The sequence below is a fragment of the Caldovatus sediminis genome, assembly GCF_014644455.1.
Taxonomy (GTDB): Bacteria; Pseudomonadota; Alphaproteobacteria; order Acetobacterales; family Acetobacteraceae; genus Caldovatus; species Caldovatus sediminis.
Genome location: NZ_BMKS01000002.1, coordinates 79,533 through 105,427, shown reverse-complemented (window position 1 = coordinate 105,427; position 25,895 = coordinate 79,533). Strand labels below are relative to the sequence as shown.

Here is a 25,895-nt window from a genome sequence, read left to right as displayed (position 1 = left end):
GCACCGCGCCGACCGGCACCAGCCAGGGGACGCCGCCATGCCCGACGATCCGCAGCAGCAGCCCGCCTTCGCCCGCTACCCGAGCCTCGCCGGCAAGGTCGTGCTCGTCACCGGCGGCGCCACCGGCATCGGCGCCAGCGTCGTCGAGCACCTCGCCGAGCAGGGGTCGCGCGTCGCCTTCCTCGATTTCGACCGTGCCGCCGGCGAGGAGGTCGCGCGGCGCACCGGCGCGCGCTTCCTCTTCTGCGACCTGCGCGACATCGCCGCCCTGCGCGCCGCGGTCGCGGCCGCGAGGCGGGAACTCGGCCCGGTCAACGTGCTCGTCAACAACGCCGCGCGCGACGACCGGCACGCCTGGGAGACCGTCGAGCCGGACTACTGGGACGAGCGCATGCACACCAACCTGCGCCACCAGTTCTTCTGCATCCAGGCCGTCGCGCCGGACATGAAGGCGGCGCGCGCGGGCTCGATCGTCAACATGGGCTCGGTGAGCTGGATGAAGGCGGAGGGCGGCATGCCCGCCTACACCACGGCGAAGTCGGCGGTGCGCGGGCTGACGCGCGGCCTGGCGCGCGACCTCGGCCCGTTCGGCATCCGCGTGAACGAGGTGGTGCCCGGCTGGGTCTTCACCGAGCGCCAGCTCGCCCTCTGGGCGACGCCGGAGGCCGTGGCCGAGACCATGGCGCGGCAGTGCCTGAAGGGGCGCCTCCATCCGCCCGACGTCGCGCGCATGGTGCTCTGGCTCGCCGCCGACGACAGCCGGATGGTGACGGCGCAGCAGTTCATCGTGGACGGCGGCGCGGTCTAGAGCAGATCGCGGACGGCTGGAATCAGCCGGGAGCGTGAATCTGCTCGGCAGACAACGAGCGAGAGCCGTTGCAGCGCGCACAGCCGAGCGAAAACGGCTCTAGTCGGCCGCCGCCCCGGCCGGCGCCTCCACGATCCGCCCGTCCTCCATCGCCACGATCCGGTCGGCGATGTCGAGGATGCGGGGGTCGTGCGTGACCATCAGGATCGGCACGCCGCGCGAGCGGGCGAGGTCGCGCAGCAGCCGCACCACCTCGCCGCCGCTCGCGCGGTCGAGCGCGGCGGTCGGCTCGTCGGCCAGCACCAGGCCCGGCGACCCCGCCAGCGCGCGGGCCACGGCGACGCGCTGGCGCTGCCCGCCGGAGAGCTGCGCCGGCACGTGGTCCGCGTGCCCGCCGAGGCCCACCGCCTCCAGCATCGCGCCCGCGCGCCCGAGCCGGGCGCGCTCGTCCAGCGCCGGGTCGAGTTCCAGCGCCATCGCCACGTTCTGCCGCGCGGTGAGGAAGCCGAGCAGGTTGTGGTGCTGGAAGATGAAGCCGATGCGCCGGCGCAGCGCCATCCGCCGCGCCTCCCCGGCGCCGTTCAGCTCCTGCCCGAGCACCACGGCGCTGCCCTCCTGCATCGCCCGCAGCGCGCCGATCAGCGTCAGCAGCGTGGTCTTGCCGCTGCCCGAGGGGCCGGTCAGCAGCACGATCTCGCCGGGGCCGACCGTGAGGTCCACCGCGCGCAGCACGGGCCGGCGCAGCGCGCCCTCGCCGTAGGCGTAGCTCACGCCGCGCAGGAGGACGGGGGGCTCCTCGCGCATCAGAACATGTCCGCCGGGTTGGCGTCGCGCAGCTTGCGCACCGCGAGCAGGCCGGCCGCCGCGCACATCGCGAAGATCAGGCCGAAGACCAGCACGGCGCGCCCGGGCGTCATGCCGAGCGGCAGGTAGGTCGCCGCGCCGACCAGCTCGTAGAGCGCCGCGGAGAGCGCCGCGCCCGGGACGAAGCCGAGCCCCGCCAGGATCAGCGCCGCGCCCATCACCACCCGCGCGAGGTAGCCGTCCGAATAGCCCATCGCCTTCAGCGTCGCGTACTCGCGCAGGTGGGCGGCGATGTCGCTGAACAGGATCTGATAGACGATCACCATGCCGACGATCAGCCCCATCGCGCTGCCGAAGCCGAAGATGAAGCCGATCGGCGTCGCCTCCTCCCAGTAGCGGCGCTCGTGCGCGACCAGCTCCTCGTGGGTCAGCACCACGACGTCGCGCGGCAGGATCTCGCGCAGCCTGGCCTGCACCGCGCGCGGGTCGGCGCCGGGGACGAGGCGCAGCGCGACCAGGTCGGTGTTGCTCGCCCGGCGCTGCGGGACGAGGCGGCGGAAATTCACCTCGTTCGTGATCATGTTGCCGTCGGCGCCGAAGCTCGCGCCGATCTCGACGAGGCCGACCACCTCGACCTCGCGGTTGCCCGCCTCGACCTTGAGCGGCGCGCCGCCCGCGCGGGCAAGGAGCCCGGCGACGTCGCCGAATTCGGGGCGGGAGCGGATGTCGAAGGCGACGGTGTCGGGCCGCTTCAGCGCCTCCGCGACCGCTTCGAGGCCGGGGAAGCGCATGGCGCCGGCCTCCATGTCGAAGCCGACGAGCTGGATCATGCGCCGCGCGCCGGTCTCCGGGTTCCGCCAGGAGACCTGCGCCATGTACACCGGCACCGCCTGCGCCACCTCGGGCAGGGCGAGGGTCTGGAAGGCGCGGGCGCGCGGCAGCGGCTCCGGGCGGAAGCTCGCCGTGGTCAGCGGGTGCATCAGGAACAGCTCGGCGCGCATGGCGGAGAGGAGCGAGGTCGCGCTCTCGAACAGCGCGGCGCGGAAGCCGAGCTGCATGAACACCAGCACGCAGGCGAACATCACGCCGGCGAGGGCGGAGAACAGCCGTGCGCGCTCGGCGCGGAGCTGCCGCCAGGCGAGGCGGAGGGGGAGGAGCAGGCGGCGCCCCCGGCCCGGGCGCGGCGCCTCCCCGCCCCCGCCGGGTCCGTACGGAGGGGGCGCGGTCCCCTCCCCCGTCCGCTCCGGCGCCCAGGGCAGCAGCTTCGGCGCGGCCGCCATCTCGTTCATGGCCGGATCGCCACCTGGACCTGCATGTTGGAGCGCCGCGCGAGCGCCGCCGTTCCCTCGGCGTCGAGCGCGAGCCGCACCTCGACCGTGCGCGCGTCCACCGCGGCGACCGGATCGGTGCCGGCCTGGACGGTGCGGCGCACCACCCAGCCGATCTCGCGCACCGTCGCGCCGAAGCGGCGCGCCTCGCCCGGCACGACGATCTCGGCGGGCGCGCCGATCCGCACCCGCGGCAGGTCGGTCTCGTAGACCTCGGCCACGACGTCGAGGCGGCCGAGGTCGGCGAGCTCCAGCAGTCCGTCGGGGCCGACCTGGTCGCCGGGGCGCGCGTGGATGCGCAGCACCGTGCCGGCGACGGGCGCGTGCACGCGGGCGAGCGCCGCATCGGCGCGGGCGCGGGCGAGCGTCGCCTCGGCGCGCGCGACCTGCGCCTCGGCCAGCGCCACGTCCTCGGGGCGCGGGCGCAGCAGGGTCTCGAGCTGCGCCTCGGCCTCGGCGCGCTCGGCGGCGGCGCGGCGGGCGGCGAAGCGGTTGCGCTCCGCCACCGCCTCGGCGCCGGCGCCGGAGGGGACGAGGCGCTCGGTCCGCGCCGCGTCGCGGCGGGCGATCTCCTCGGCCGCGGCGAGGCTCTCGATGCGCGCGCGCTGCGCGGCGATCTCGCTCGGCCGGCCGCCGGCGCGGGTCCTGGCGAGCTGGGCGCGGGCCTCGGCGAGCGCCGCCTCGGCCTGCCCCACCGCGGCGTCCTTCTGCGCCGCGTCGGCGAACTCGGCGAGGAGCTGGCCGGCGGCGACCTGGTCCCCCTCCTCGACGAACAGCGCGGCGAGGCGGGTGACGGCCATGCCGCCCGGCTGGCTCAGCCGGCGGATGCGCGAGGCGGGCTCGACGCGGCCGAGCGCGCCGACGCCCGCGGGCGCCGGCGCCGCGGCCGCGGCGGCCTGCGGCGCGCCCGCCCGCTCCGCCTCGCCCCGGCCGGCCAGCGCGAAGGCCCCGGCGGCGAGCGCGAGCGCCGCGGCGCCGAGCAGCGCCGCGCGCAGGGGGCGGCGCGGGGTCACGGCGCGGCGCCTCCCGGCGCCGCGGCCAGGCGTCCGAGGGCGGCGCGCATCGCCGCGCGCTCGGCCTCGTCGAAGCGGACGAGGCCGAAGATGCGGTAGAAGAACAGGCCGTCGCAGGCCGCCATGATGGCGTGGCCGTGGCCCTCCGGCAGGCCGTCGGCCGCCACCGCGCGCTTGATCTCCGCCACCACGGCGCGGACCGGGTCGAGCATCCCCGGGTCGTGGTGGAACACGGCGAGGAAGACGGCGGCGGCGCGCTCGTGGCGCTCGTTGCAGGCGTGCTCGTCCTCGCCGAGCGACCAGGCGAGCATGGCGCGGGCGATGCGGCCCGGGCCCGGCGCCTGGGCGGCGACGCAGGTCTCGAACTCGGCGCGGAACCAGTCGGAGAGGCGGGCCAGCATGGCGGCCAGCAGCGCCTCCTTGGAGGCGAAGTGGTAGAGCAGCCCGCCCTTGGAGACGCCGGCCTCGCGCGCCGCGGCCTCGAGCGTGAGCGCGGGCACGCCGCGGGCCTGCACGATCGCCTCGGCGGCGTCGAGGATGCGGGTGCGGGCGTCGGCGGCCGGCGGCGGGACGGCGGCGGCCAGCGGGGGGGCGGAGGGGTGCATGGGCTTCAGCTATACCGTCCGGACGGTCTCCACAAGACCGTCCGGACGGTACAGCCCCGACCCGCGCGCCGGGCCTTGCCGGGCGCCGGTCAACGCGGGAGATGCGGAGGGCGATGCCGCACCTCCCCCTCGATCGCGCCGGCGTGATCGCCGCCTACCGCCTCCTTCTCGGCCGCGAGCCGGAGAGCGAGGCCGTGATCGAGGCCCAGCTCGCCCGCCACGAGAGCCTCGAGGCGCTGCGCGCCACCCTGCTCGCCTCGGCGGAATTCCGCCCGATCGCCCGCGCCTGCCTGCCGGACCCGCCGACCGGCGGCGTCGTCACCGAGGCCGAGGTCGCGGCGATCTATCGTGCCCTGCTCGGGCGCGAACCCGAGTCGCCCGAGGTGGCCGCGCGGTCGCGCGCGGCCGGCCGCACGGCGGTCGAACTGATGCAGGAGATCGCCGGGTCGGAGGAGTACGGCACCCGCATGCGGGAGGAGGCGGCGATCGCGATGCTGCGCCGCCACCCGCCGCCGCGGCGCGGCCGGCCGCCGCCCGCCGCCGGCGCACCGCCGGCCGCCGCAGCGCCGAGGCCGCTGCGGCTGCTCCTCTTCGGCGCCTACGGCAACGGCAATCTCGGCGACGCGGCGCAGGCCGGGGCGCTGGCGCGCCTGCTCGGCGCCTATTGCACCGGCCCGGTGCAGTGCGCCGCCACCTCCTGGCTCGACCACGAGACCTACGATCCCCGGCCGGCCCGCCGCCGCGCGCCCGACCTGCTGCTCGACGGCGAGAAGCTCGCCGGCTTCGACGCGGTGGTGATCGGCGGCGGCGGCGTGCTCGGTCCGCCGCATTTCCCGCTGCACCGGCCCGAGTGGATCCGCGCCATGCTGCGCGCCGGCATCCCCTACGGCTTCGCCGGAATGGGCGCGAGCCGCGGGGTCACCCGGGCCCGAGCGCTGCGGCCCTCGATCGAGGCGCTGCTGCGCGGCGCCGCCTTCGTCGCCGTGCGCGATCCGTGGAGCGTCGCCGCGGTGGAGGGGCTGTGCGAGGGCTGGTTCGATCTGCCGGACCCGGTGCTCGCCGCCTGGCTGCTGCTCGGCCGCCCGCCCCCGGCGCCAGGTGCTCCCGCCGCGCTGCCCTCCCCGGTGGACACGCTGATGATCGTGAAGGCGCCGGCCCCCGGGCACGCGGCGGAGGAGGCCTTCCTCGCCGCCGCGGCCGAGGCCGCCCGCGCCGCGCCGGAGGGCGCGGTGCGCGCGGTGGTGGTGGAGCCGCGCAAGGACGAGCGCGCCCTCGCCGGCCTGTTCCCGGGCGGCGTCGCGGCGGTGCGCGATTTCGCCGCCCTGGTCGCCCACTGCGCGGCGGCGCGGCGCGTGGTGTCCATGCGCTATCATGGCGCGATCGCCGGCGTGCTGGCCGGGGTGCCGACGCTCGGCGGCACCGCGGGCAAGGTGCGGACCTTTCTCGCCGCGCTCGGCTGCCCGGCCAACGCCCTGCCGGAGGCGGCCGGGCTCGCCGCGCGCCTCGCGCCCGACGCGCCGCTGCCGGCCACGGTCGCCCCGGAGGTGCTGGAGGGGCTGCGCATGCTGGCCGATGCCGGGATGCGGCGGATTGCCCGGGCGCTGGACGCCGCGACCGGCCGCGCCGCCGTCGGCGCCGCCCCGGAGGCGTGATCCGGCCGGGTCCAGCCCGGGCGGGCTGTCCGCGGCCGGGCGGAGTTCTACGGCCCGATGCCTCGGCCCCCTCGGCCCACCGCCTCCTCCGGCGTCAGCAGGTGCAGCGACAGGGCGTGCAGGCCGGTCCCGAACTCCGCCCCGAGTGCGGCGTGGACGCGGCGGCTGCGCTCGACGCGCGAGAGGCCGGCGAAGCCCGGCGCGACGATCCGCACCGAGTAGTGCGTCTCGCCCTCCGGCCGCGCGCCGGCATGGCCGATGTGCCGGCCGCTGTCGTCCACGATGGCGATCTCGGCGCCCGGAAAGGCGGCGGCAAGCGCGGCGCGGATGCGATCGGCGCGCGAGGGGCGGGGCGGCGTGCTCATGGCATGCGCAATTCCGGCCCGCGCCGCGCGTTTGCAAGGGGTCTGTCCGGCTTGCGGATCGGCCCGAGCACGCCCATAACGCAGCAATGGCCCGCCGTGGCGCGCCGCAGCGCCCCCGCATCACGCTGTCCCATCCCGAACCGCCCGCCGCCGCGCGCGCGTGCGACGCGCCGGGCTGCGCGGCGGCCGGTGAGTACCGGGCGCCGCGCGACCGCAGCCGGCTCCGCGATTACTACTGGTTCTGCCTCCCGCACGTGCGGGAGTACAATGCGGCTTGGGACTATTTCCGCGGCATGAGCCCGGAGGACATCGAGCGCCACCTGCGCGAGGACGCCGGCTGGCAGCGCCCGACCTGGCCGCTTGGCCGGCTCGGCCGCTCCGCGCTGGATCCGGCGGAGTTCCTGCGCGATCCGCTCGGCGTGCTCGGAGGCAGGGCGAAGCCCGCGCCGCGGAGCCGGCGGACCGAGGAGGCGCCGCCCGAACTGCGCGCCGCGCTCGGCGTTCTCAACCTCGGCTGGCCGCTCGCGGCGGACGAGCTCCGGGCGCGGTACAAGGAGCTGGCCAAGCGCTACCATCCGGACTCGAACGGCGGCGACCGCGAGGCCGAGGAGCGGCTGAAGGACATCAACCGCGCCTACAGCCTGTTGCGCACCCGCATCGCCCCGCGCCCGGTGCAGGGCGCCGCCGCGGGGACCGCCCCCGGCAGCGCCGCGGCCCGGCCGTCCGCCGCCCAGGGCGCCCCCGCCGCCTAGCGCGGGCCGGCGCGCGCGACACGGGCGGCTAGCCGACATGGCCGTCCCGCCCTAGACTCAAATAGACAGCAGCAGGACCCGACGGACGCACGATGAACAAGGTCACCGCCCTCGCCGATGTCCGCCCGACCTCGGCAATCGACTTGCCGGACCTCCGGGTGAAGGCACGCGAGGTGTTCGGCCTCGACACGGACATGGAGGTGCCGGCCTTCTCCACCCGCACCGAGCACGTGCCCGACATTGACGACGCCTACCGCTTCGACCGCGAGACCACCCTCGCCATCCTCGCCGGCTTCGCCTTCAACCGGCGCGTGATGATCCAGGGCTACCACGGCACCGGCAAGTCCACCCACATCGAGCAGGTGGCGGCGCGGCTGAACTGGCCCTGCATCCGGGTCAACCTCGACAGCCACATCTCGCGCATAGACCTGATCGGCAAGGACGCGATCGTCCTCAAGGAAGGCAAGCAGGTCACGGAGTTCCGCGAGGGCATCCTGCCCTGGGCGCTGCAGCACCCCTGCGCGCTGGTGTTCGACGAGTACGACGCCGGCCGCCCGGACGTGATGTTCGTCATCCAGCGCGTGCTGGAGGTCGAGGGCAAGCTGACGCTGCTCGACCAGAACCGCGTGATCCGGCCGCACCCGGCCTTCCGGCTGTTCTCCACCGCGAACACGGTGGGCCTCGGCGACACCACGGGCCTCTACCACGGCACGCAGCAGATCAACCAGGGCCAGATGGACCGCTGGAACATCGTCGCCACGCTCAACTACCTGCCGCACAAGCAGGAGGTGGACATCGTGATGGCGAAGCTCGGCATCGAGCCGGGCGACGCGAAGCAGCGCAAGCGGATCGAGGCGATGGTGGCGCTCGCCGACCTGACGCGGGCGGGATTCATCGCCGGGGACATCAGCACGGTGATGTCGCCCCGCACCGTGATCACCTGGGCGGAGAACGCGCGCATCTTCGGCGACGTCGGATTCGCCTTCCGCCTCACCTTCCTCAACAAGTGCGACGAGGCGGAGCGGCAGACCGTGGCGGAGTACTACCAGCGCTGCTTCAACGAGGAGCTGCCCACGGGGTCGCTGCTGCGCAAGGCGGGCTAGCCACGCCATGAGCGGCTCGGCCAAGGAACAGCTCACCCGCCAGGAGGAGTTCAAGCGCGCCACCGCCGGCGTGCTGCGCGCCATCGCGCATGCCGGCCCGGACGTGCAGGTGGCCTTCCAGCCGGGCCCCGCCGGCGTCGCCGGCAAGCGCGTGCGCCTGCCCCTGCCGACGCGCGCCCTGCCGCCCGCCGAGGTCGCCAAGCTCCGCGGCGCCGCCGACGCCGCCGCGCTCCGCCTGCGCCACCACGACGAGGCGCTGCACGCCACCCGCACCCCCCAGCGCCGCGAGGCCCGGGAGGTCTTCGACGCGCTCGAGCAGGTGCGCGTCGAGACCGTCGGCGCGCGGCACATGGCCGGCGTCGCCGCCAACCTCCGCGCCCGCCTCGCCGAGGAGTGCGAGGCCGAGGGCTACGACCGCATGACGCGCAAGGACCAGCTCCCGCTGCCCGCGGCGCTGGCCCTGCTCGCGCGCGAGCGGCTCTCCGGCGAGCCGGCGCCCGAATCGGCGCACCGCGTGCTCGACCTCTGGCGCGACACGCTCGGCGAGGAGGCCGAGGCGGCGCTCGAGGACATGGCGCGCAGCCAGGACGACCAGGAGCGCTACGCGCGCGCCGCCCGCAGGCTGCTCGCCGCGCTCGATCTCGCGGAGGCCGAGGTGGAGGCCGAGGCGGAGGAGCAGGAGGAGGGCGAGGAGGGCGACGAGTCCTCCCCCCAGCAGGACCAGTCCGCCGAGGGCGAGAGCCGCGCCCAGGACAGCGAGCAGATGCTCGGCGCCCAGCCCGAGGCAATGCAGGGCGAGGCGGCCGAGGACGAGGCGCAGGAGGGCGAGGAGGAGGGCGCCGCCGCCGACGGCGACGAGCGCCCCGGCGGCCCGCAGCAGCGCCGCGAGGTGCCGCAGGTGGACGATTCCACCCTCTACCGCGCCTACACCCACCAGTTCGACGAGGAGGTCGCCGCCGACGACCTCTGCGACCCGGAGGAGCTCGCCCGGCTGCGCCAGCAGCTCGACCAGCAGCTCTCGCACCTCCAGGGCGTGGTCTCGAAGCTCGCCAACCGCCTGCAGCGCCGGCTGCTGGCGCAGCAGCAGCGGGCCTGGGAGTTCGACCTGGAGGAGGGGCTGCTCGACGTCGCGCGGCTCGCCCGGGTGGTGGCGAACCCGCTCCACTCGCTCTCCTACAAGCGCGAGCGGGAGGCCGACTTCCGCGACACCGTCGTGACCCTGCTGATCGACAATTCGGGCTCCATGCGCGGCCGGCCGATCACGGTGGCGGCGATGTGCTCCGACATCCTCGCGCGCACGCTGGAGCGCTGCGGGGTGAAGGTGGAGATCCTCGGCTTCACCACCCGCGCCTGGAAGGGCGGGCAGAGCCGCGAGAAGTGGGTCCACGACGGCAAGCCGCGCAATCCGGGGCGGCTGAACGACCTGCGCCACGTCGTCTACAAGGCGGCCGACGCGCCCTGGCGCCGCGCCCGCAGGAACCTCGGCCTGATGCTGCGCGAGGGGCTGCTCAAGGAGAACATCGACGGCGAGGCGCTGGAGTGGGCCTACCGCCGCCTGCTCGTCCGGCCGGAGCACCGGCGCATCCTGATGGTGATCTCCGACGGCGCGCCGGTGGACGATTCGACGCTCAGCGTCAACCCGGGCAACTACCTCGAGCGGCACCTGCGCAAGGTGATCCACGACATCGAGAGCCGCGGCCAGGTCGAGCTGATCGCCATCGGCATCGGCCACGACGTGACCCGCTACTACCGCCGCGCCGTCACCATCGTGGACGCCGAGGAGCTCGGCGGGACGATGATGAAGAAGCTCGCCGAGCTGTTCGACGAGGACGCGGCGGAGGCCTGGCACCGCGCCGCGGCCGAACGCGCGCCGCTGGTCGCCTGACGCCGCGCGGTCGGGGCGGCGGCCGGCCGCCTTCCGGTCCCGGCCGGCGGACCTTCTGCCTCTCCCTCGCCGCCGCCCTCGCCCTCCCGTCCGCCGGCGCGGCCGAGGCGCCGCGCGCGGGGCGGCGCGTGGCCACGCCATTCGCGCTGCCGGATGCCGCGCCGCGAAGGGACGCCGCCGGCGCGACGCTGCGCCCGCTCGGCGGTCTCGGGCTCGACACCGCGGCGATCGGGTTCGGCGGGCTCTCGGGCCTGCACCTGGACGAGGCGCTGCGGCTCACCGCAGTCAGCGACCTCGGCGGCTTCCTCACCGCGCGGCTGGTGCTGCGGGAGAGCGACGGCGCGCCCGCAGACCTCGCCGGGCTCCGCACCGGCAGGCTGCGCGACGGCCGGGGCGCTCCCCTGCCGCGCGGCTACGCCGCGGATGCGGAGGCGCTCGCCCGGCTTCCGGACGGCACCTGGCTCGTCGCCTTCGAGCGCTGGCACCGGATCCGCGCCTATCGGCGACTCGACGGGCCGGCCGCCTACGTCGCGGCGCCGCCCGGCCTGGAACGCGCGCCGCTCAACGGCGGGCTGGAGGCGCTGGCGGTGCTGGCGGACGGGCGCTGGCTCGCCGTCGCCGAGCGCTTCGTCCCCGCGGGATCGCCCGGGCTGCGTCACGCCTGGATCGGCGGCCCGGGCCGGTGGGTGCCGATCGGCTACCGTCCCGGGGCACCGGAGCTCGATCCCTCCGACGCCGCCCCCCTGCCCGATGGCGGGGCGCTGGTGCTGGAGCGCAGCTTCTCGCTGTTCGGCGGCTTCCGCGGGCGCCTCGCGCGCATCCCCCCGGGCGCGCTGGCCGCGACGGGCCCGGGCCATGTCCTGGAGGGCGAGACGCTGCTCCGCCTCGAACCGCCCTGGCCCGCCGACAATTGGGAAGGGGTGGCGACGGCGCGGGTCGGCGGCCGGACCCTCGTCGCCCTCGTCAGCGACGACAACGAGAACCCGCTGCAGCGGACGCTGCTGCTGCTGTTCGAGCTGGACGGCGAGTGACGCCCTCCCGCGCCGAGGGTCTTGCAAGGCGCGCGGGTCCGCGCTGCTCTGCTCGCGCCGATGCCCGACCGACCACACCGCATCCTCGGGGGAACCGCCATGGCCGCCGCTGCGCTCAAGCTGATCACCTTCGCCGACCGGAAGGGCGCGCGCGTCGGCGCCCTGATCGGGGAGGACAAGGTCCTCGACCTGGCCGCCGCCTGGGCCGGCGGCGTCCACGCCTCCTGCGCGCAGGACATGCTGGCGCTGATCGAGGCCGGACCGCCGGCCCTCGCCGCCGCGAAGGCGCTGCTCGTCGACGCGCCGGCGGCCTTCCTGCTCGACCGCGCGGCGGTGACGCTCAAGGCGCCGATCCCGCGCCCGCGGCGCAACGTGTTCTGCGTCGGGCGCAACTACATGGAGCACGTCGCGGAGGGCGACCGCACCCGCGGCATCACCCAGAGCGAGCTCCCCAAGTACCCGCAGTTCTTCACCAAGGCCCCGGAGTGCGTGATCGGCCCGGAGGAGACGGTGCCGGCGCACGCGGAAGCGACGAAGTGGCTCGACTACGAGGTCGAGCTGGCCGTCGTGATCGGCAGGGAAGGCAGCGACATCCCGAAGGAGCGCGCGCTCGAGCACGTCTTCGGCTACACGATCGGCAACGACGTGACGGGCCGCGACCTGCAGCGGCGGCACGGCCAGTGGTTCAAGGGCAAGTCGCTCGACCGCTCCTGTCCGCTCGGCCCCTGCATCGTGGCGGCGGCGGACCTCGACGCCTCCGATCTCGGCATCCGGCTCTGGATCAATGGCGAGAAGCGGCAGGACAGCCGGACGAGCAAGATGATCTTCGACGTGAAGGAGATCATCCACCAGCTCTCCGCCGGCTTCACCCTGAGGCCGGGCGACGTGATCCTGACCGGCACGCCGGAGGGCGTGGGCTACGCGATGCAGCCGCCGCAGACCCTCAAGCCCGGCGACGTGATGGAGCTGGAGATCGAGGGCATCGGTCGCCTGCGCAACAGCATCGCCGGCGCCGCGGCCTGAACGGCACCCGGCGTCGGGCGGCTCACGCGGGCCGCCGGCGCGGCCGGGTGTGGCGGAAGGCGGCAAGCGTGTCGTGGTCGGGGAGCGGGTTTGCCGCCCCGCAGCGCATGCCGAGGTCGCGGCGCGTCGCCCGCTCGATCCGGCGCGAGGAGAAGATGCCGCTGGCGCGGCGGGAGATCGGCAGCGCCAGCGGCCGCCGCGGGCGGTCCTGCGCCTTGCCGCCGGGGATCGCCCCACCGCGACGGCGCCGGCCGGTACCCGCCCCACCGTCGCCACCACGCAATGCGCCACGCCCTCCGCCGGCGGCCAGCCCCCGCGTCCGGGGACAGCAGGAAGGCCCGGTCGCGGCCTGAGCCGCGCCATGCCACGCAACATCACCGATTTCAGGCCGCTCGGGAATCCGACAGGCCGTTAGCGCGGCAGCGGCGCCCCGGCCCGCATCAGCTCCCGCATGCGCTCGACCTGGGCGTCCGGCAGGCCGAGATGCGCGGCGCTGAAGAACTGCGGGTCCGGCGTGTGGATCAGGTAGGCCTGCGCCTCGTTCATCATCAGGTCCTCGTCCGAGGTGTCGTAGCCCTCGGCGCCGAGGAAGCGGCGGAAGGCGGCGCGTTCGGCCTCGGTGAAGGCCTCGCGCCAGACGCGGCGCACATGGGCCGCATAGGCCGGAAGGGTGAAGTAGTGGCCATGGCCGATCTCATGGCGCAGGATCGCGGCGCGCATCGCCTCGGTCAGCCGCGGCCCGGGCGCGGCGACGGAGATCAGCGCGATCTCCCCGCCCTCCGGCGCGAACCGCAGGGCCCGCGCGAGCTGCGCCCGGACCCATGCCTCGAGAGGGTTGAGCGCGATGCCGTCGCGCTCGGCCAGGGCGAAGAAGCGCGCCAGGTCGGTACCGCGGTAGTCGTGGCCGTAGTACCAGGTCTCCGGCGTTTCGCGGCTGCGCGCGATGGCGGCGACGAGCTCGACGTCGGTCAGCAGCCGGTCGCGGGGCAGCCCGGCCTTCTCGATCAGCGCGGCGACGCGGTTGAGCGCGGCGCCCTGGCTGGCGAGGTCCGGAAAGTCGAGCACGAAGACGCGCGGGTTCGAGGCGAGCTGCAAGAGGGTCGGCGCCACCGCGCGATGGGCGAGGATCGCTGCCTCGTCCAGCAGTGGCGGGCGCGGTTCGGCCGTCGGGTCGGCCGGGACAGGCAACGGCGGCGGGGACAGGACGGCGATGCGCGGCAGGGCCGGCGGCGCCCCGGCTTCCGGCGGCGCCGGAAGCGGCGTCCCCTGGGCCCGGGCCGGCGCCTCGGTCGGCGAGACCGCCGGCGCCGGATCTCGCCATCCGAACCACAGGGCGGCCGCACCGACCGCCAGGCCCGCCGCCGCTGCCGCGGCGACGAGCCGCGCCATGCCGCCACGCGCCTCGCCCGCGCCGGGCAGGCCGCCCCTGGCCCCGGCGGGAGCCGGCGTCACCAGCGGGGACCGCGGCCGCCTAGCGTTCGGCCCGGACGCCGCCGCGCCGTTCAGCCGCACGGTCGCGTCCGGATCCGTAGCCATCCCCTCGCGCCCCGCCCGCGCCCCTGCCGCCCGGCAGGCCGGTCAGCTGCCGAGGTTCAGCACCTGAACGCGGCGGTTCCGCGCCTCCGGCACGTTGTCGCCGGTGGGGACGAGGAGCTGGGTCTGGCCGAGGCCCACCGCCTCCAGCCGCGCCGGATCCACGTTGAAGCGCTGGATCAGGTAGTCGCGCACCGCGTTGGCGCGGCGCTCGGAAAGCGCCTGGTTCATGGCGGGGCTGCCGACCGTGTCGGTATGCCCCTCGATGCGGAAGCGATAGGGCGCCAGGTCGGGCGAGTTGAGGGCGCGGCCCAACGGGGCGAGCGCAGCCTCCGCCGCGGGGGTCAGTCTCGCCGAGCCGGTCGCGAAGGTGACGGTGATGGAGACGGCCGGGACACCGGCCGGCGCGGTGGTGTCGGCCCACTGTGGCGCGGACGGGCGCGCCGGAGCGGCGATCACCGGCGCGCCCGCCGGCTCGTCCTTCCGCCCGGCCGGCGACGCGGAAGGCGCGCCGACAGCCGGCGCCGCCGCCGGTGCGGCGTCCTGAGGCGTGGCCGCCGGCGCGCCCGGGACCCGGATGCCGCGGGTCTGCGGCGCGCCGTCGGGCGGGCGCAGCCGCTCGATCAGCTGCAGCGCGGCCGGATCGGACTGGGCCCGAGCCGGCGCCGCCCACAGCAACATCATGGTGCCGAACGTCGCGGTGCCGAGGAACAGGCCTGCCGCGGCGGCGCCGGCGACGACGAGGCTTCGGGGCATGGCGGAACTCCTGGGCCGGGAAGAGACGCGAGAACGTATCATACCTGCGCAGCGGGCCGGAAACGCGATCGGAACGGCGGCGCGCGTCACGCCAGGCCGGACGGCATCCGGTGCCGATGCGCCGTTCGTCGCGCCGGCGGCCGGACCGGTCCGGCGCCGCATCCTAGCGCGCGGCGCCGAGGTTTCGGCTTCGGATTGTTTCACGCCGGCTTCGCGCCGTGCGGCGAGCGGATCACTTTTGAGGGAGCGGACGGACAATTTCGCATACAGGAACCGCATGCAGAAAGCTTTCGAGACAGGATCGCACCGCCTGCGCGACTTGCTCGACCCGAACCGCCTCGTCGCCCCGGCCGGCCGCCCCTTCCGGCCCGCGTCGCCGCCCGGCCTTCCTCTTCGCCACCGGCATCGGGGACGACACCCCGAGATCAAGGGCGGCAGGCCGCGACGCGACCAGCTCGCCGCATGCGGCTCCCATCGGCGCTGGCGCGCGGAACTTCGCGCCGGTGCGCGAGCTCGGCCTCGACCTGGTCGCGAACCCTGCCACTTCACGTGCCGGGCCGAATCGGCGACTCCCGGATCCGAGCCCCGGAGCTTCTCGGACGCCATACCAAGCGCCCATTGCGTCATCGGCGGCGGCGCGAGGGGATGCCGGGGCTTGGCCTCACCCGGCCCAGGCTGACCGGCCAGACGGGCCGGGATGGGCGCTGCGTGAACCCGCGTCGGCTGCCCGGTCTCAACCGCAGGGCCTGCCGGGTCGGGCGGGTGCGCCGCGCCTGGTCGGGGACTGTTGGCCGGCGGTCGCGGCCGAGGGACGGACCCGCCGCCGGCTGCGCCTCGTCACAGGCCGCGCGAGGCCCCCGGCGCGGGTCCAGGAGGCCGGGGGCACGGCGCAGCCGGGATCGGACGCTGATTATCGGAGTGACACGTTCAATCTTTTGGTGAAATATTGACGAAATGCTGGGCGGATCCGCGAGGTCGCGACCGAGCGAGCGCCCCCAAGCCCGCGACGCGTGCCAGGCGCCGCCCCGGCGATTCGGCGGCGCGCAGGGCGGGCGCGGCATCGGAGGGGTGATTGCGGTTCTCGCCAGCCTGTGAGAGGGGCTCCGCCGGGTTTCGCAGGCGCTTCCGATTGCGGCAGGGTCATTCCGAGCGCATAACCGTATGCGAAATGCGCCGCCGAGCCGCCCCGCGCCTTCCACGCACGCTCCTGCTGCTCGCGTGGATCCTCGCCGCGCCGGCTGATGCGGCCGCGCAACCGCTGCCACGGCCGAGCGCCGCGGACGCGCGGGAGATCCTCCGCACGCCGCTCGACACGTCCATCGGGCGGGTGGAGGCCCTGCGCGTCAGGCGCTTCGCCGTGCTGAACGGGCTGCTGCAGCACTGCGGCATGGGCTGGGACACGCATTTCGCCCTGCTGATGGGCTATCATCGCATCATTGCCGGGCGCTCTCCCCAGGACCTGGTGCGGATCGCCGTCTGGTATGCCGCCTGGCACGAGGCGGCGACGCGCATCATCGCCGCCTTCCGCCCGACCTGCGACAACGACCTCCGCCGCGCCGCCCGGGAGTGGGCCAACGCGCTCGGGAACGGCGTCACGATGGAGGACAGCGCGCCCGCGCAGGCGCAGTCGGGCGCGTCGTCCCAATCGGAGCCGCAGCCGCAGATCCGCTGAGCCGACCGGGGGGGCCGCTACCCGGCGTCCGCCACCGCGCGCTTCGCCATCACGGTGACCAGGTGCGCGCGATACTCGGCGCTGCCGTGGATGTCGCTGTTCAGCCCGTCGGGCGACTGCCGGATGTTCGCCACCGCGTCGGGCGACCAGTTAGCGGCGAGCGCCTTCTCCATCTCCGCCTGGCGGAACACGCAGGGACCGGCGCCGTTGATCGCGACGCGCACGCCCTGCGGCCCCCTGGAGACGAAGGCGCCGGTCATCACGTAGCGGCTCGCCGGGTTCTTCATCTTCGCGTAGCCGGCCTTCTCGGGGACCGGGAACTCGATCGCGACCAGGATCTCGCCCGGTTCGAGCGCCGTCGTGAACATGCCGGTGAAGAAGTCGTCGGCCGCGATCCGCCGCCGGTCGGTGACGACGGTGGCGCCGAGGCCGAGCACCGCCGCCGGGTAGTCCGCCGCCGGGTCGTTGTTCGCGACGCTGCCGCCGATCGTGCCGCGGTTGCGCACCTGGACGTCGCCGATGGTGCCGGCGAGCCGCGCGAGCGCCGGGATCGCGCCCTTCACGACGTCGCTGCTCGCGACCTCGGCATGGCGCGCCAGCGCGCCGACCACGACCTTGTCGCCCTCGCGCCGGATGCCGCGCAGCTCGGCGATGCCGCTGAGGTCCACGAGCGCGGTCGGGCGGGCGAGGCGGTGCTTGAGCGCCGGCAGCAGCGTGTGGCCCCCGGCGACGGGCCGCGCCTCGGGGTCGGCGGAGAGGAGCTTCACCGCGTCCGCGACGCTGGACGGCTTGTGGTAGGCGAACTCGTACATGGTCCTGCTCTCCGTCCCCTGGTTCCTACTCGGCCGCCATGCGGGGCCGGTTGGCGTTGATGATCTGCCAGATCCTCTCGGGCGTGGCCGGCATCTCGACATGCCGCACGCCGTACTCCTTCAGCGCGTCCACCACGGCGTTGATCACCGCCGGCGGCGAGCCGATCGCCCCCACCTCGCCGCAGCCCTTCACGCCGAGCGGGTTGTGGGTGCAGAGCGTGGTGTGGGTCGCGACGCCGACGGGCGGCAGGTCGTCCGCCCGCGGCATGGTGTAGTCCATCATCGAGCCGCTGAGGAGCTGCCCGTTCTCGTCGTAGACGCAGCGCTCGAGCAGCGCCTGGCCGATGCCCTGGGCGACGCCGCCCTGCACCTGGCCCTCGACGATCATCGGGTTGATCACGCGCCCGACGTCGTCCACCGCGGTGAAGTTCACCACCTGCGTCCGGCCGGTCTCCGGGTCGATCTCGACCTCGGCGACGTGGCAGCCGGCGGGGAAGGTGAAGTTCTTCGGGTCGTAGAAGGCGGTCTCCTCCAGGCCCGGCTCCAGCTCCTCGATCGGGTAGTTGTGCGGCACGTAGGCGGCGACGCTGATCTCGGTGAGCGTCTTCTTCTTGTCCGTGCCGGCGACGCGGAACTCGCCGCGCTCGAACTCGATGTCCTCGACCGAGGCCTCCATCAGGTGGGCGGCGATGCGCTTGCCCTTGGCGATGATCTTGTCCATCGCCTTCATCATCGCGCTGCCGCCGACGGCGAGCGAGCGCGAGCCGTAGGTGCCCATGCCGAAGGGCACCTTGCCGGTGTCGCCGTGCACCACCTCCACCTGCGCCACCGGCACGCCGAGCTTGTCGGCGACGAGCTGGGCGAAGGTGGTCTCGTGCCCCTGGCCGTGGCTGTGCGCGCCGGTGAGCACGGTGACGCTGCCGGTGGGATGGACGCGGATGGTGCCGACCTCGTAGAGGCCGGCGCGCGCGCCGAGGCTGCCCACCACCGCCGAGGGCGCGATGCCGCAGGCCTCGATGTAGGTGGAGACGCCGATGCCGCGCAGCCTGCCGCGCCGCTTCGCCTCCGCCCGGCGCGCCTCGAACCCGGCCCAGTCGGCGGCCTGCAGCGCCTGGTCGAGCGTGGCGTGGTAGTTGCCGCTGTCGTACTGCAGCGCCACCGGCGTCTGGTAGGGGAACTGGTCCGGCCTGATGAAGTTGCGCCGGCGCAGCTCGATCCGGTCTATGCCGGTCTCCGCCGCCGCCACGTCCATCAGCCGCTCGAGCAGGTAGGTCGCCTCCGGCCGGCCGGCGCCGCGATAGGCGTCCACCGGGACCGTGTTGGTGAAGACGGCCTTCACCTCGCAGTAGATCGCGGGCGTCGTGTACACGCCGGCGAGCAGCGTGGCGTAGAGATAGGTCGGGATGCAGGGCGCGAAGGTGGAGAGGTAGGCGCCCATGTTGGCGAGGGTGGAGACGCGGAGCGCGAGGATCTTCCCGTCCTGGTCCAGCGCCAGCTCGGCCTTGGTCACGTGGTCGCGCCCGTGCGCGTCGGACATGAAGGATTCGACGCGGTCGGCCGTCCACTTCACCGGCCGCTCCACCCGGCCGGAGGCCCAGGTGACGATCGCCTCCTCGGCGTAGTGGTAGATCTTGGAGCCGAAGCCGCCGCCGACGTCCGGCGCGATGACGCGCAGCCGGCTCTCCGGGATGTGCAGCACGTTGGCGCCCATCAGCAGGCGGATCACGTGCGGGTTCTGGCTCGTGGTCCAGAGCGTGTAGTCGCCGGTGCCGCGGTCGTACTCGCCGATCGCGGCGCGCGGCTCCATCGCGTTGGGGACGAGGCGGTTGTTGACCAGCTCCAGCGTCGCGACCTTGTGCGCCCTGGCGAAGGCCGCGTCCACCACCGCCTTGTCGCCGATGTGCCAGTCGTAGCAGAGGTTGCCGGGCGCGCCCTCGTGCAACTGCGGCGCGCCGGGCGCGAGGGCCTGCGCCATGGTCGCCGCGGCCGGCAGCACCTCGTAGTCCACGGCGATCGCCTCGGCGGCGTCGCGCGCCTGCGCGCGCGTCTCGGCCACCACCACGGCGACCGGGTCGCCGACGTGGCGCACCTTGTCCACGGCGAGGACCGGGTGCGGCGGCTCGGCCATCGGCGAGCCGTCCTTGTTGTGGATCAGCCAGCCGCAGGGCAGCCCGCCGACGCCGGCCTCGGCCATGTCCTTGCCGGTGAACACCGCCAGCACGCCCGGCATCGCGGAGGCGGCCCTGGTGTCGATGCCGCGGATGCGGGCGTGCGGGTGCGGGCTGCGCAGGATGTGCGCCCAGGTCTGGCCCTGCCGGTTCAGGTCGTCGGTGTACTGCCCGCGGCCGGAAAGGAACCGGAGGTCCTCCTTACGGCGCACGCTGGCGCCGATGCCCTCGAACGGCGTGACGACGTTCATCTCTTCCTCCCCGATGCGCTGCTGCGTGGATGCCGGGCGCCCGCAGGCGCGCCGCCCGCTATTCCGCCGCGCGCGCGAGTTCCTTGCGCCGGCCGTGCATCACCTCCTGCGCGGCGGCGATCGCCTTGACGATGTTGTGGTAGCCCGTGCAGCGGCAGAGATTGCCCTCGAGCCCGTGGCGGATCTCCTCCTCGGACAGCCCCTGCGGGTTCTTCCGCACCAGGTCGATCGCGCTCATCACCATGCCCGGCGTGCAGAAGCCGCACTGGAGGGCGTGGTACTCGCGGAACGCCTCCTGCATCGGGTGCAGGGTGCCGTCGGGGCTGGCCAGGCCCTCGATCGTGGTGACCTCGGCGCCCTCGCACATCACCGCGAGCGTGGTGCAGGACTTCACGCTGTCGCCGTTGATGTGCACGACGCAGGCGCCGCACTGGCTCGTGTCGCAGCCGACATGGGTGCCGGTCAGGCGCAGCTTCTCGCGCAGGAGTTCCACGAGCAGCGTGCGCGGCTCGACCTCGACCGTGTGCTTCTTGCCGTTCACCGTCAGCGTGACCTGCGGCATCTCGCTCGTCTCCCCCGCGAATGCGTCGGGCGGCGACCCGGGGTGGGCGCCGCGCGTGGTGGGGGCGCAGCGTCGCGTGGCGCATGGCGTGTCGTCAAGCGGCGGTGCGGCCGGGACCGCGCGCCGTGCGGGGGGGGCCGCGAAGGCGAGGATGCCGGGCCGCCCGCGGCCCCGGGTCAGGCCGCCAGGACGGACGCGCCCTTGGCCCCGGCCAGCGGGTTCTCGCCGGCCGGCAGGTCGTGCAGGTGGCAGGCCGCCCAATGGCCGGCCTCGGTCTGGCGGAGCGGCGGCTCCTCCGCCCGGCAGCGGTCGAAGGCGTAGGGGCAGCGGGTGTGGAATCGGCAGCCCTTGGGCGGGTTGATCGGGCTCGGCACGTCGCCCTTGAGGATGATCCGCTCCCGTTGCGCCCCCGGCATCGGCACCGGCACGGCGGAAAGCAGCGCCTCCGTGTAGGGGTGCTTCGGCGCGGCGAAGAGCTCGCGCTTCGGCGCCACCTCGACGATCTTGCCGAGGTACATCACGGCCACGCGATGCGTCATGTGCTCGACGATCGCCAGGTCGTGGCTGATGAACAGCAGGGCGAGGCCGAGCTCCTGCTGCAGGTCCTGCAGCAGGTTGATGATCTGGGCCTTGACCGAGACGTCGAGCGCGCTCACCGCCTCGTCGCAGATGATCAGCTCCGGCTCGGCGGCGAGCGCGCGGGCGATGCCGATCCGCTGGCGCTGGCCGCCGGAGAATTCGTGCGGCCAGCGGTCCACCGCGTCGCGCGGCAGGCGCACCTTGTCCATCAGCGAAGCGACCCGCTCCTCGAGCTCGGCGCGCGACTTCGCGAGGCCGAAGTTGCGGATCGGCTCGGCCAGGATGTCGCGCACCCGCATGCGCGGGTTGAGCGAGGAGAACGGGTCCTGGAACACCACCTGCACGCGCCGGCGCATCGGCCGCAGCCTGCCGGCGGAGAGGTTGTCGATGCGCCGGCCGTCGAGCACCACCTCGCCGGCGGTGATCTCGAACAGCTTGAGGATCGCCTTGCCGACGGTGGACTTGCCGCAGCCCGATTCGCCCACCAGGGCGAGCGTCTCCCCCCTGTCGATGTGGAAGGAGACGCCGTCCACCGCGTAGACGTGGCCGGTGACGCCGCCGAGGAAGCCGCCGCGGATCGCGAAGTGCTTCTTGAGGTCGCGCACCTCGAGCAGCGGGCGCGTCCGGGCCGTCATCGGTGCGTTCATGCGGCGAGCGCCCCCTCGCGCGGCGCATAGTGGCAGGCGGCGGCGTGGCCCGGCGCCTTGGCCTCCAGCGCCGGGGCCACCTCGCGGCAGAGATCGGTGGCGTAGGGGCAGCGCGAGGCGAAGACGCACCCCTCGATGCGCTGCTTGAGGCTCGGCACCAGGCCGGGGATCTCCTGCAGCCGCGTCGCGGTCCCGGTGAGCGAGGAGCCGAGCTTCGGCACCGAGCCGAGCAGCCCCTGGGTGTAGGGGTGGCGCGGGTTGCGGAACAGCGGACCGACCGGGGCCTCCTCGACCTTCCGCCCGGCGTACATCACCACCACGCGCTCCGCGACCTCCGCCACCACGCCGAGGTCGTGGGTGATCAGCACGATTGCGGCGCCGACCCGGCGCTTGAGGTCGCGCATCAGGTCGAGGATCTGCGCCTGGATGGTGACGTCGAGCGCGGTGGTCGGCTCGTCGGCGATCAGCAGCTTCGGGTTGCAGGCGAGCGCGATCGCGATCATCACCCGCTGGCGCATGCCGCCCGAGAGCTGGTGCGGATACTCCCGCACGCGCCGCGCCGCCTCCGGGATGCCGACGAGCTGCAGCATCTCGACCGCCCGCGCCTCGGCGGCGCGCCGGTCGAGGCCCTGGTGCAGGCGGAGCGTCTCGCCGATCTGCCAGCCGACCGTGAGAACGGGGTTCAGCGAGGTCATCGGCTCCTGGAAGATCATGCTGATCTCGTTGCCCCGGATGTCGCGCATCTCGCGTTCCGAGAGGCCGAGCAGCTCCCGCCCGTTGAAGCGGATCGAGCCCGCGATCTTGCCCGGCGGCTCCGGGATCAGGCGCAGCACGCTCATCGCCGTGACCGACTTGCCGCAGCCGGACTCGCCCACCACCGCCAGCGTCTCACCGGCCTCGACCTGGAAGGAGACGCCGTCCACCGCGCGGACGATCCCGTCCGGGGTGCGGAAGTGGGTCTGGAGGTTCTCGATCTCGAGCAGGGCCATCAGATGCGCTTCGCCATGCGCGGGTCGAGCGCGTCGCGCAGCCCGTCGCCGAGGAGGTTGACCGCCAGCACCGTGATCGAGAGGAACACGGCCGGGAAGAAGACGATGTAGGGCTTCACCTGCCAGAGCGCCCGCCCCTCCGCCATGATGTTCCCCCAGGAGGGGACGATGGGGGGCGTGCCGGCGCCGATGAAGGAGAGGATCGCCTCGATGATCATCGCCGAGGCGCAGATGTAGGTCGCCTGGACGGTGATCGGTGCGATCGTGTTGGGGAGGATGTGGCGCCAGATGATCACCGGCGTGCGGGTGCCCGCCGCCATCGCCGCCTCCACATAGGGCTGCTCGCGCAGGCTGAGCACCACGCCGCGCACCAGGCGCGAGACGCGCGGGATCTCCGCAACGGTGATGGCGATGATGACGTTGCGCACCGAGCCGCGCGTCAGCGCCATCAGCGCGATCGCGAGAAGGATCGGCGGGATCGACATCATCCCGTCCATGATCCGCATGATGATCCCGTCGGCCCAGCGGATGAAGCCGGACACCAGGCCGATCGCGAGGCCGATCGCCGAGGAGAGGATCGCCACCGCGAAGCCGACGATCAGCGAGACGCGCGCCCCGTAGATCACGCGGGAGTAGACGTCGCGGCCGAGCATGTCGGTGCCGAACCAGTACTCCGCGGAGGGCTCCCGGGTCCGCCGCGCCGGCGCCAGCGCCGTCGGGTCCACCGTCCAGAGGAAGTCCGCGAACACCGCGATGCAGACCATGAGGCCGAGCAGCGCGCCGCCGAAGGCGATGGTCGGATTGCGCCAGAGGAAGCCGAGCACGCCGCGCCGCGCCTTCACCGGCGGCATGATGTCCGGCATCGGCGGCGCCGCGACGACCTCGTGCGGCGGCGCCGGCGCGGTGGGGCTGAGGACGGTCGCGGAGGCCATCAGTACCGGATCCTCGGGTCGAACAGGGTGTAGATCAGGTCGATCGCCAGGTTGACCAGCACATAGACGAAGCTGAACAGCAGCACGACGCCCTGGATGACCGGATAGTCGCGCCGCAGGATGGCGTCCACCGTCAGGCGCCCGAGGCCCGGGATGGCGAAGACGCTCTCCGTCACCACCGCGCCGCCGATCAGCAGCGCGATGCCGATGCCGATCACGGTGACGATCGGCACCGCCGCGTTCTTCAGCGCGTGCAGGAACAGGATGCCGCGCTGGCCCACGCCCTTGGCCCGCGCCGTGCGGATGTAGTCCTGCTGCAGCACCTCGAGCATGGTCGCGCGGGTGATGCGCGCGATCAGGGCGATGTAGACACTGCCCAGCGCGATCGCGGGCAGCACCAGGTTCTCGAGCCAGGGGCCAAACCCCTCGCTGAACGAGGTGTAGCCCTGCACCGGGAACCAGTCGAGCTCCAGCGCGAAGATGTAGGCCAGCAGATAGGCCACCACGAAGACGGGAACCGAGAAGCCGAGCACCGCGAAGCCCATCACCGCCCGGTCGATCAGCGTCCCCTGCTTCCACGCCGCCACCACGCCCATCGGCACCGCGACCGAGACGGCGAAGACCAGCGTGACCACCATCAGCGACAGCGTCGGCTCGATCCGCTGCGCGATCATCGTGCTGACGGGGAGGTTGGTGAAGATCGAGACGCCGAGGTCGCCCCGCAGGATGTCCCACAGCCACGCCCCGAACCGCACCAGGTAGGGCCGGTCGAGGCCGAGGCTCTGGCGGATCCGCTCCACGTCCTCCGGCGTGGCCTGGTCGCCCGCGATCACCGCCGCCGGGTCGCCCGGGGCGATGTAGAGGAGCGAGAACACGAACAGCGCGACCACCGCCATCACGGGGATGGTCGCGAGCACCCGACGGACGACATAGGCCCACATGGCGTGCGCTTAAGCAGGCCGGTCAGCTCTTGCCAACACCCCAGAAGAAGGGGATCGGCCCCTTCACCACCCCCGAAACGTTCCGGCGCCAGGCCTGGAAGCCCAGGTAGAAGCCGGTGGGGATGTAGGTGACGTGGCGGAACAGCTCGCGGTTCATCTGCTCGACCGCGGCCTTCTCCTGCTCGAGCGTGGTCGCCTCGAACCACCTGTCGCGCGCCGCCTCCACCGCGTCGTCCTTCGGCCAGCCGAACCAGGCGCCGTCGCCGTTGGCGCGGATCTGGATCTGCGTCGCCGGGTTGGTGCAGTCCGCCCCCGCGTGCCAGGTGTGGAAGACATGCCACCCCCCCTGGCCGGGAGGCGCCTTGGAGGCGCGCCGCTGCCCGACCGTGCCCCAGTCGGTCGCCACGAAGTCCACGGTCATGCCGAGCGACTTGAGCAGCGCGTCCGTCACCTCGCCCATCGCCTTGAGCGGCGCCTGGTCCTGCGCCACCAGCACGGTGATCGGCTGGCCGCCGTAGCCGGCCTCGCGCAGCAGGCGCTTCGCCCCCTCGATGTCGCGCGGGCCCTTGAGGATCTCCCCCCCCGCCTCGGTGTAGAGCGGCGTGCCGGGGGTGAAGAAGCTGGCCGAGGCCTTCCAGAGGTTGGTGTCGTCGCCCGCCACGGCGCGCATGTAGTCCTCCTGGCTCAGCGCCATGGCGATGGCGCGGCGCGCGCGCACGTCGTTGAAGGGGGGGTGCAGGTGGTTGAAGCGGAAGGACCCGATGTTGCCGAGCGGGTCGGCGATGTCCACCACGAGGTTGCGGTTGCGCCGCAGGCTCGGCACCAGGTCGGTCAGCGGCGTCTCCCACCAGTCCACCTCGCCGTTCTGCAGCGCGGCCGAGGCCGTGGCGGGATCGGGCATGATGATCCACTCGATCCGGTCCACCAGCATGCGCTTGCCGCCGGCGAGCCAGGAGGGCGGCTCGTCGCGCGGCACGTACTGCTCGAACCTCGCGAACACCGCCTTGGCGCCCGGCACCCATTCGTTGCGCACGAAGCGCATCGGGCCGGAGCCGACGTATTCGGTGATCTGCTGGAACGGATCGGTCCTGGCGATCCGCTCCGGCATGATGAAGGCCATCGGCGTGTTGGTCTTGCCGAGGGCGAGCAGCATCTTCGGGTAGGGCTGCCGGAGGCGCCAGCGGAAGGTGCGGTCGTCCACCGCCACCAGCTCCTCCTGGATGGCGCGGATCATCTGCCCCATGCCGTCGCGCACCATCCAGCGCGTCAGGCTCGCCACCACGTCCCGGGCGAGCACCGGCTCGCCGTCGTGGAAGCGGAGGTTCGGGCGCAGGCGGAAGGTCCAGGTCCTGCCGCCGTCCGCCTGCTCCTCGCTCTCGACCATCTGCCGGCGCGGCTCGAGCTTGTCGTCGAGCCCGTAGAGCGTGTCCCAGACCAGCGCCGAGGCGTTGCGCACCACGTACTGCGTGCCCCAGATCGGGTCGAAATTGGCGAGGTTGGCCTGCGGCACGAAGCGCAGCGTGCGCGCCGCGGCGCCCTGCGCCAGCGCCGGCGCGGACAGCCCGCGCGCCCCACCGAGCGCGGCCGCGCCCATGGCGGTCGCCTTCAGGAAGCTCCTGCGGTCCATGGTCTGACGTCCCTTCTCTCTCCCGCGGGCGGTTTGCCGCCCGGATTTCGCCTCGTG

Annotated in this window: 23 protein-coding genes; 8 read left to right on the top strand and 15 right to left on the bottom strand. The window is 74.0% G+C overall.

The features are described 5' to 3' along the window. Positions 1 to 37: 37 nt before the first annotated feature. Positions 38 to 808, top strand: coding sequence for an SDR family NAD(P)-dependent oxidoreductase (locus IEX99_RS03305; RefSeq protein WP_188898458.1), 771 nt, complete (start codon positions 38 to 40; stop codon positions 806 to 808). Between the two features lie 99 nt (positions 809 to 907). On the opposite strand, the gene IEX99_RS03300 is transcribed toward IEX99_RS03305, so the two are convergent. Genes IEX99_RS03300 through IEX99_RS03285 form a run of 4 tightly spaced genes read right to left on the bottom strand, consistent with a single transcriptional unit; the run spans position 908 to position 4,558 of the window. Then, entirely contained in the window at positions 908 to 1,612 is a 705-nt protein-coding gene (locus IEX99_RS03300; RefSeq protein WP_188898456.1) for an ATP-binding cassette domain-containing protein, read from the bottom strand. Next, entirely contained in the window at positions 1,612 to 2,901 is a 1,290-nt protein-coding gene (devC, locus tag IEX99_RS03295; RefSeq protein ID WP_229677781.1) for an ABC transporter permease DevC, read from the bottom strand. Before devC ends, IEX99_RS03300 begins: the two co-directional genes overlap by 1 nt. Then, the gene (locus IEX99_RS03290) at positions 2,898 to 3,953 is read right to left on the bottom strand and encodes an efflux RND transporter periplasmic adaptor subunit (RefSeq protein ID WP_188898454.1); all 1,056 of its coding nucleotides are present in this window, start codon (positions 3,951 to 3,953) and stop codon (positions 2,898 to 2,900) included. Before IEX99_RS03290 ends, devC begins: the two co-directional genes overlap by 4 nt. Beyond that, on the bottom strand, positions 3,950 to 4,558 hold the full coding sequence (locus tag IEX99_RS03285) for a TetR/AcrR family transcriptional regulator (RefSeq protein WP_188898452.1): 609 nt from the start codon (positions 4,556 to 4,558) through the stop codon (positions 3,950 to 3,952). Before IEX99_RS03285 ends, IEX99_RS03290 begins: the two co-directional genes overlap by 4 nt. A gap of 113 nt (positions 4,559 to 4,671) precedes the next feature. Here IEX99_RS03285 and IEX99_RS03280 point away from each other — a divergent pair, with 113 nt between their 5' ends. Next, entirely contained in the window at positions 4,672 to 6,210 is a 1,539-nt protein-coding gene (locus IEX99_RS03280) for a polysaccharide pyruvyl transferase family protein (RefSeq protein ID WP_188898450.1), read from the top strand. Between the two features lie 47 nt (positions 6,211 to 6,257). On the opposite strand, the gene IEX99_RS03275 is transcribed toward IEX99_RS03280, so the two are convergent. Continuing rightward, positions 6,258 to 6,575, bottom strand: a complete 318-nt coding sequence (locus IEX99_RS03275; RefSeq protein WP_188898447.1) for a BolA family protein — start codon at positions 6,573 to 6,575, stop codon at positions 6,258 to 6,260. An 86-nt stretch (positions 6,576 to 6,661) separates the two neighbouring features. Here IEX99_RS03275 and IEX99_RS03270 point away from each other — a divergent pair, with 86 nt between their 5' ends. The 5 genes from IEX99_RS03270 (at position 6,662) to IEX99_RS03250 (ending at position 12,369) form a co-directional block, all read left to right on the top strand. Then, on the top strand, positions 6,662 to 7,327 hold the full coding sequence (locus tag IEX99_RS03270; protein WP_188898445.1) for a J domain-containing protein: 666 nt from the start codon (positions 6,662 to 6,664) through the stop codon (positions 7,325 to 7,327). Positions 7,328 to 7,419: 92 nt separating this feature from the next. After that, the gene (gene cobS, locus IEX99_RS03265; RefSeq protein ID WP_188898443.1) at positions 7,420 to 8,430 is read left to right on the top strand and encodes a cobaltochelatase subunit CobS; all 1,011 of its coding nucleotides are present in this window, start codon (positions 7,420 to 7,422) and stop codon (positions 8,428 to 8,430) included. 7 nt (positions 8,431 to 8,437) lie between these two features. Further along, positions 8,438 to 10,315, top strand: a complete 1,878-nt coding sequence (gene cobT / locus IEX99_RS03260; RefSeq protein WP_188898441.1) for a cobaltochelatase subunit CobT — start codon at positions 8,438 to 8,440, stop codon at positions 10,313 to 10,315. Between the two features lie 128 nt (positions 10,316 to 10,443). Continuing rightward, positions 10,444 to 11,346, top strand: a complete 903-nt coding sequence (locus IEX99_RS03255; RefSeq protein WP_188898439.1) for an esterase-like activity of phytase family protein — start codon at positions 10,444 to 10,446, stop codon at positions 11,344 to 11,346. Between the two features lie 99 nt (positions 11,347 to 11,445). Next, positions 11,446 to 12,369, top strand: coding sequence for a fumarylacetoacetate hydrolase family protein (locus tag IEX99_RS03250; protein WP_188898438.1), 924 nt, complete (start codon positions 11,446 to 11,448; stop codon positions 12,367 to 12,369). Between the two features lie 411 nt (positions 12,370 to 12,780). Here the strand turns inward: IEX99_RS03250 and IEX99_RS03245 are convergent, their stop codons facing one another. Next, positions 12,781 to 13,821: a hypothetical protein gene (locus IEX99_RS03245; protein WP_188898436.1), complete on the bottom strand. Its 1,041-nt coding sequence runs from the start codon at positions 13,819 to 13,821 to the stop codon at positions 12,781 to 12,783. 126 nt (positions 13,822 to 13,947) lie between these two features. Continuing rightward, positions 13,948 to 14,937, bottom strand: coding sequence for an OmpA family protein (locus tag IEX99_RS22310; protein WP_229677780.1), 990 nt, complete (start codon positions 14,935 to 14,937; stop codon positions 13,948 to 13,950). A gap of 889 nt (positions 14,938 to 15,826) precedes the next feature. Here IEX99_RS22310 and IEX99_RS03235 point away from each other — a divergent pair. Continuing rightward, entirely contained in the window at positions 15,827 to 16,330 is a 504-nt protein-coding gene (locus IEX99_RS03235) for a hypothetical protein (protein ID WP_188898434.1), read from the top strand. Positions 16,331 to 16,347: 17 nt separating this feature from the next. Here the strand turns inward: IEX99_RS03235 and IEX99_RS03230 are convergent, their stop codons facing one another. The 8 genes from IEX99_RS03230 to IEX99_RS03195 form a co-directional block, all read right to left on the bottom strand. Further along, positions 16,348 to 17,142, bottom strand: a complete 795-nt coding sequence (locus tag IEX99_RS03230) for an FAD binding domain-containing protein (protein ID WP_188898432.1) — start codon at positions 17,140 to 17,142, stop codon at positions 16,348 to 16,350. A 25-nt stretch (positions 17,143 to 17,167) separates the two neighbouring features. Continuing rightward, the gene (locus IEX99_RS03225; protein WP_188898430.1) at positions 17,168 to 19,561 is read right to left on the bottom strand and encodes a xanthine dehydrogenase family protein molybdopterin-binding subunit; all 2,394 of its coding nucleotides are present in this window, start codon (positions 19,559 to 19,561) and stop codon (positions 17,168 to 17,170) included. Between the two features lie 58 nt (positions 19,562 to 19,619). Next, on the bottom strand, positions 19,620 to 20,123 hold the full coding sequence (locus IEX99_RS03220; RefSeq protein ID WP_188898428.1) for a (2Fe-2S)-binding protein: 504 nt from the start codon (positions 20,121 to 20,123) through the stop codon (positions 19,620 to 19,622). Positions 20,124 to 20,299: 176 nt separating this feature from the next. Continuing rightward, positions 20,300 to 21,337 (bottom strand): ABC transporter ATP-binding protein, encoded by a 1,038-nt coding sequence (locus IEX99_RS03215; protein ID WP_188898426.1) that lies wholly within the window; start codon positions 21,335 to 21,337, stop codon positions 20,300 to 20,302. A gap of 8 nt (positions 21,338 to 21,345) precedes the next feature. Continuing rightward, positions 21,346 to 22,338: an ABC transporter ATP-binding protein gene (locus IEX99_RS03210; RefSeq protein ID WP_188898423.1), complete on the bottom strand. Its 993-nt coding sequence runs from the start codon at positions 22,336 to 22,338 to the stop codon at positions 21,346 to 21,348. Continuing rightward, positions 22,338 to 23,270 carry an ABC transporter permease gene (locus IEX99_RS03205; protein WP_229677779.1) on the bottom strand — a complete coding sequence of 311 codons (933 nt, stop codon included), beginning with the start codon at positions 23,268 to 23,270 and terminating at the stop codon, positions 22,338 to 22,340. Before IEX99_RS03205 ends, IEX99_RS03210 begins: the two co-directional genes overlap by 1 nt. Then, positions 23,270 to 24,211, bottom strand: coding sequence for an ABC transporter permease (locus IEX99_RS03200; protein WP_188898421.1), 942 nt, complete (start codon positions 24,209 to 24,211; stop codon positions 23,270 to 23,272). The genes IEX99_RS03205 and IEX99_RS03200 overlap by 1 nt, the downstream gene beginning before the upstream one ends. A gap of 22 nt (positions 24,212 to 24,233) precedes the next feature. Further along, positions 24,234 to 25,838, bottom strand: coding sequence for an ABC transporter substrate-binding protein (locus IEX99_RS03195; RefSeq protein ID WP_188898419.1), 1,605 nt, complete (start codon positions 25,836 to 25,838; stop codon positions 24,234 to 24,236). Positions 25,839 to 25,895: the final 57 nt, after the last annotated feature.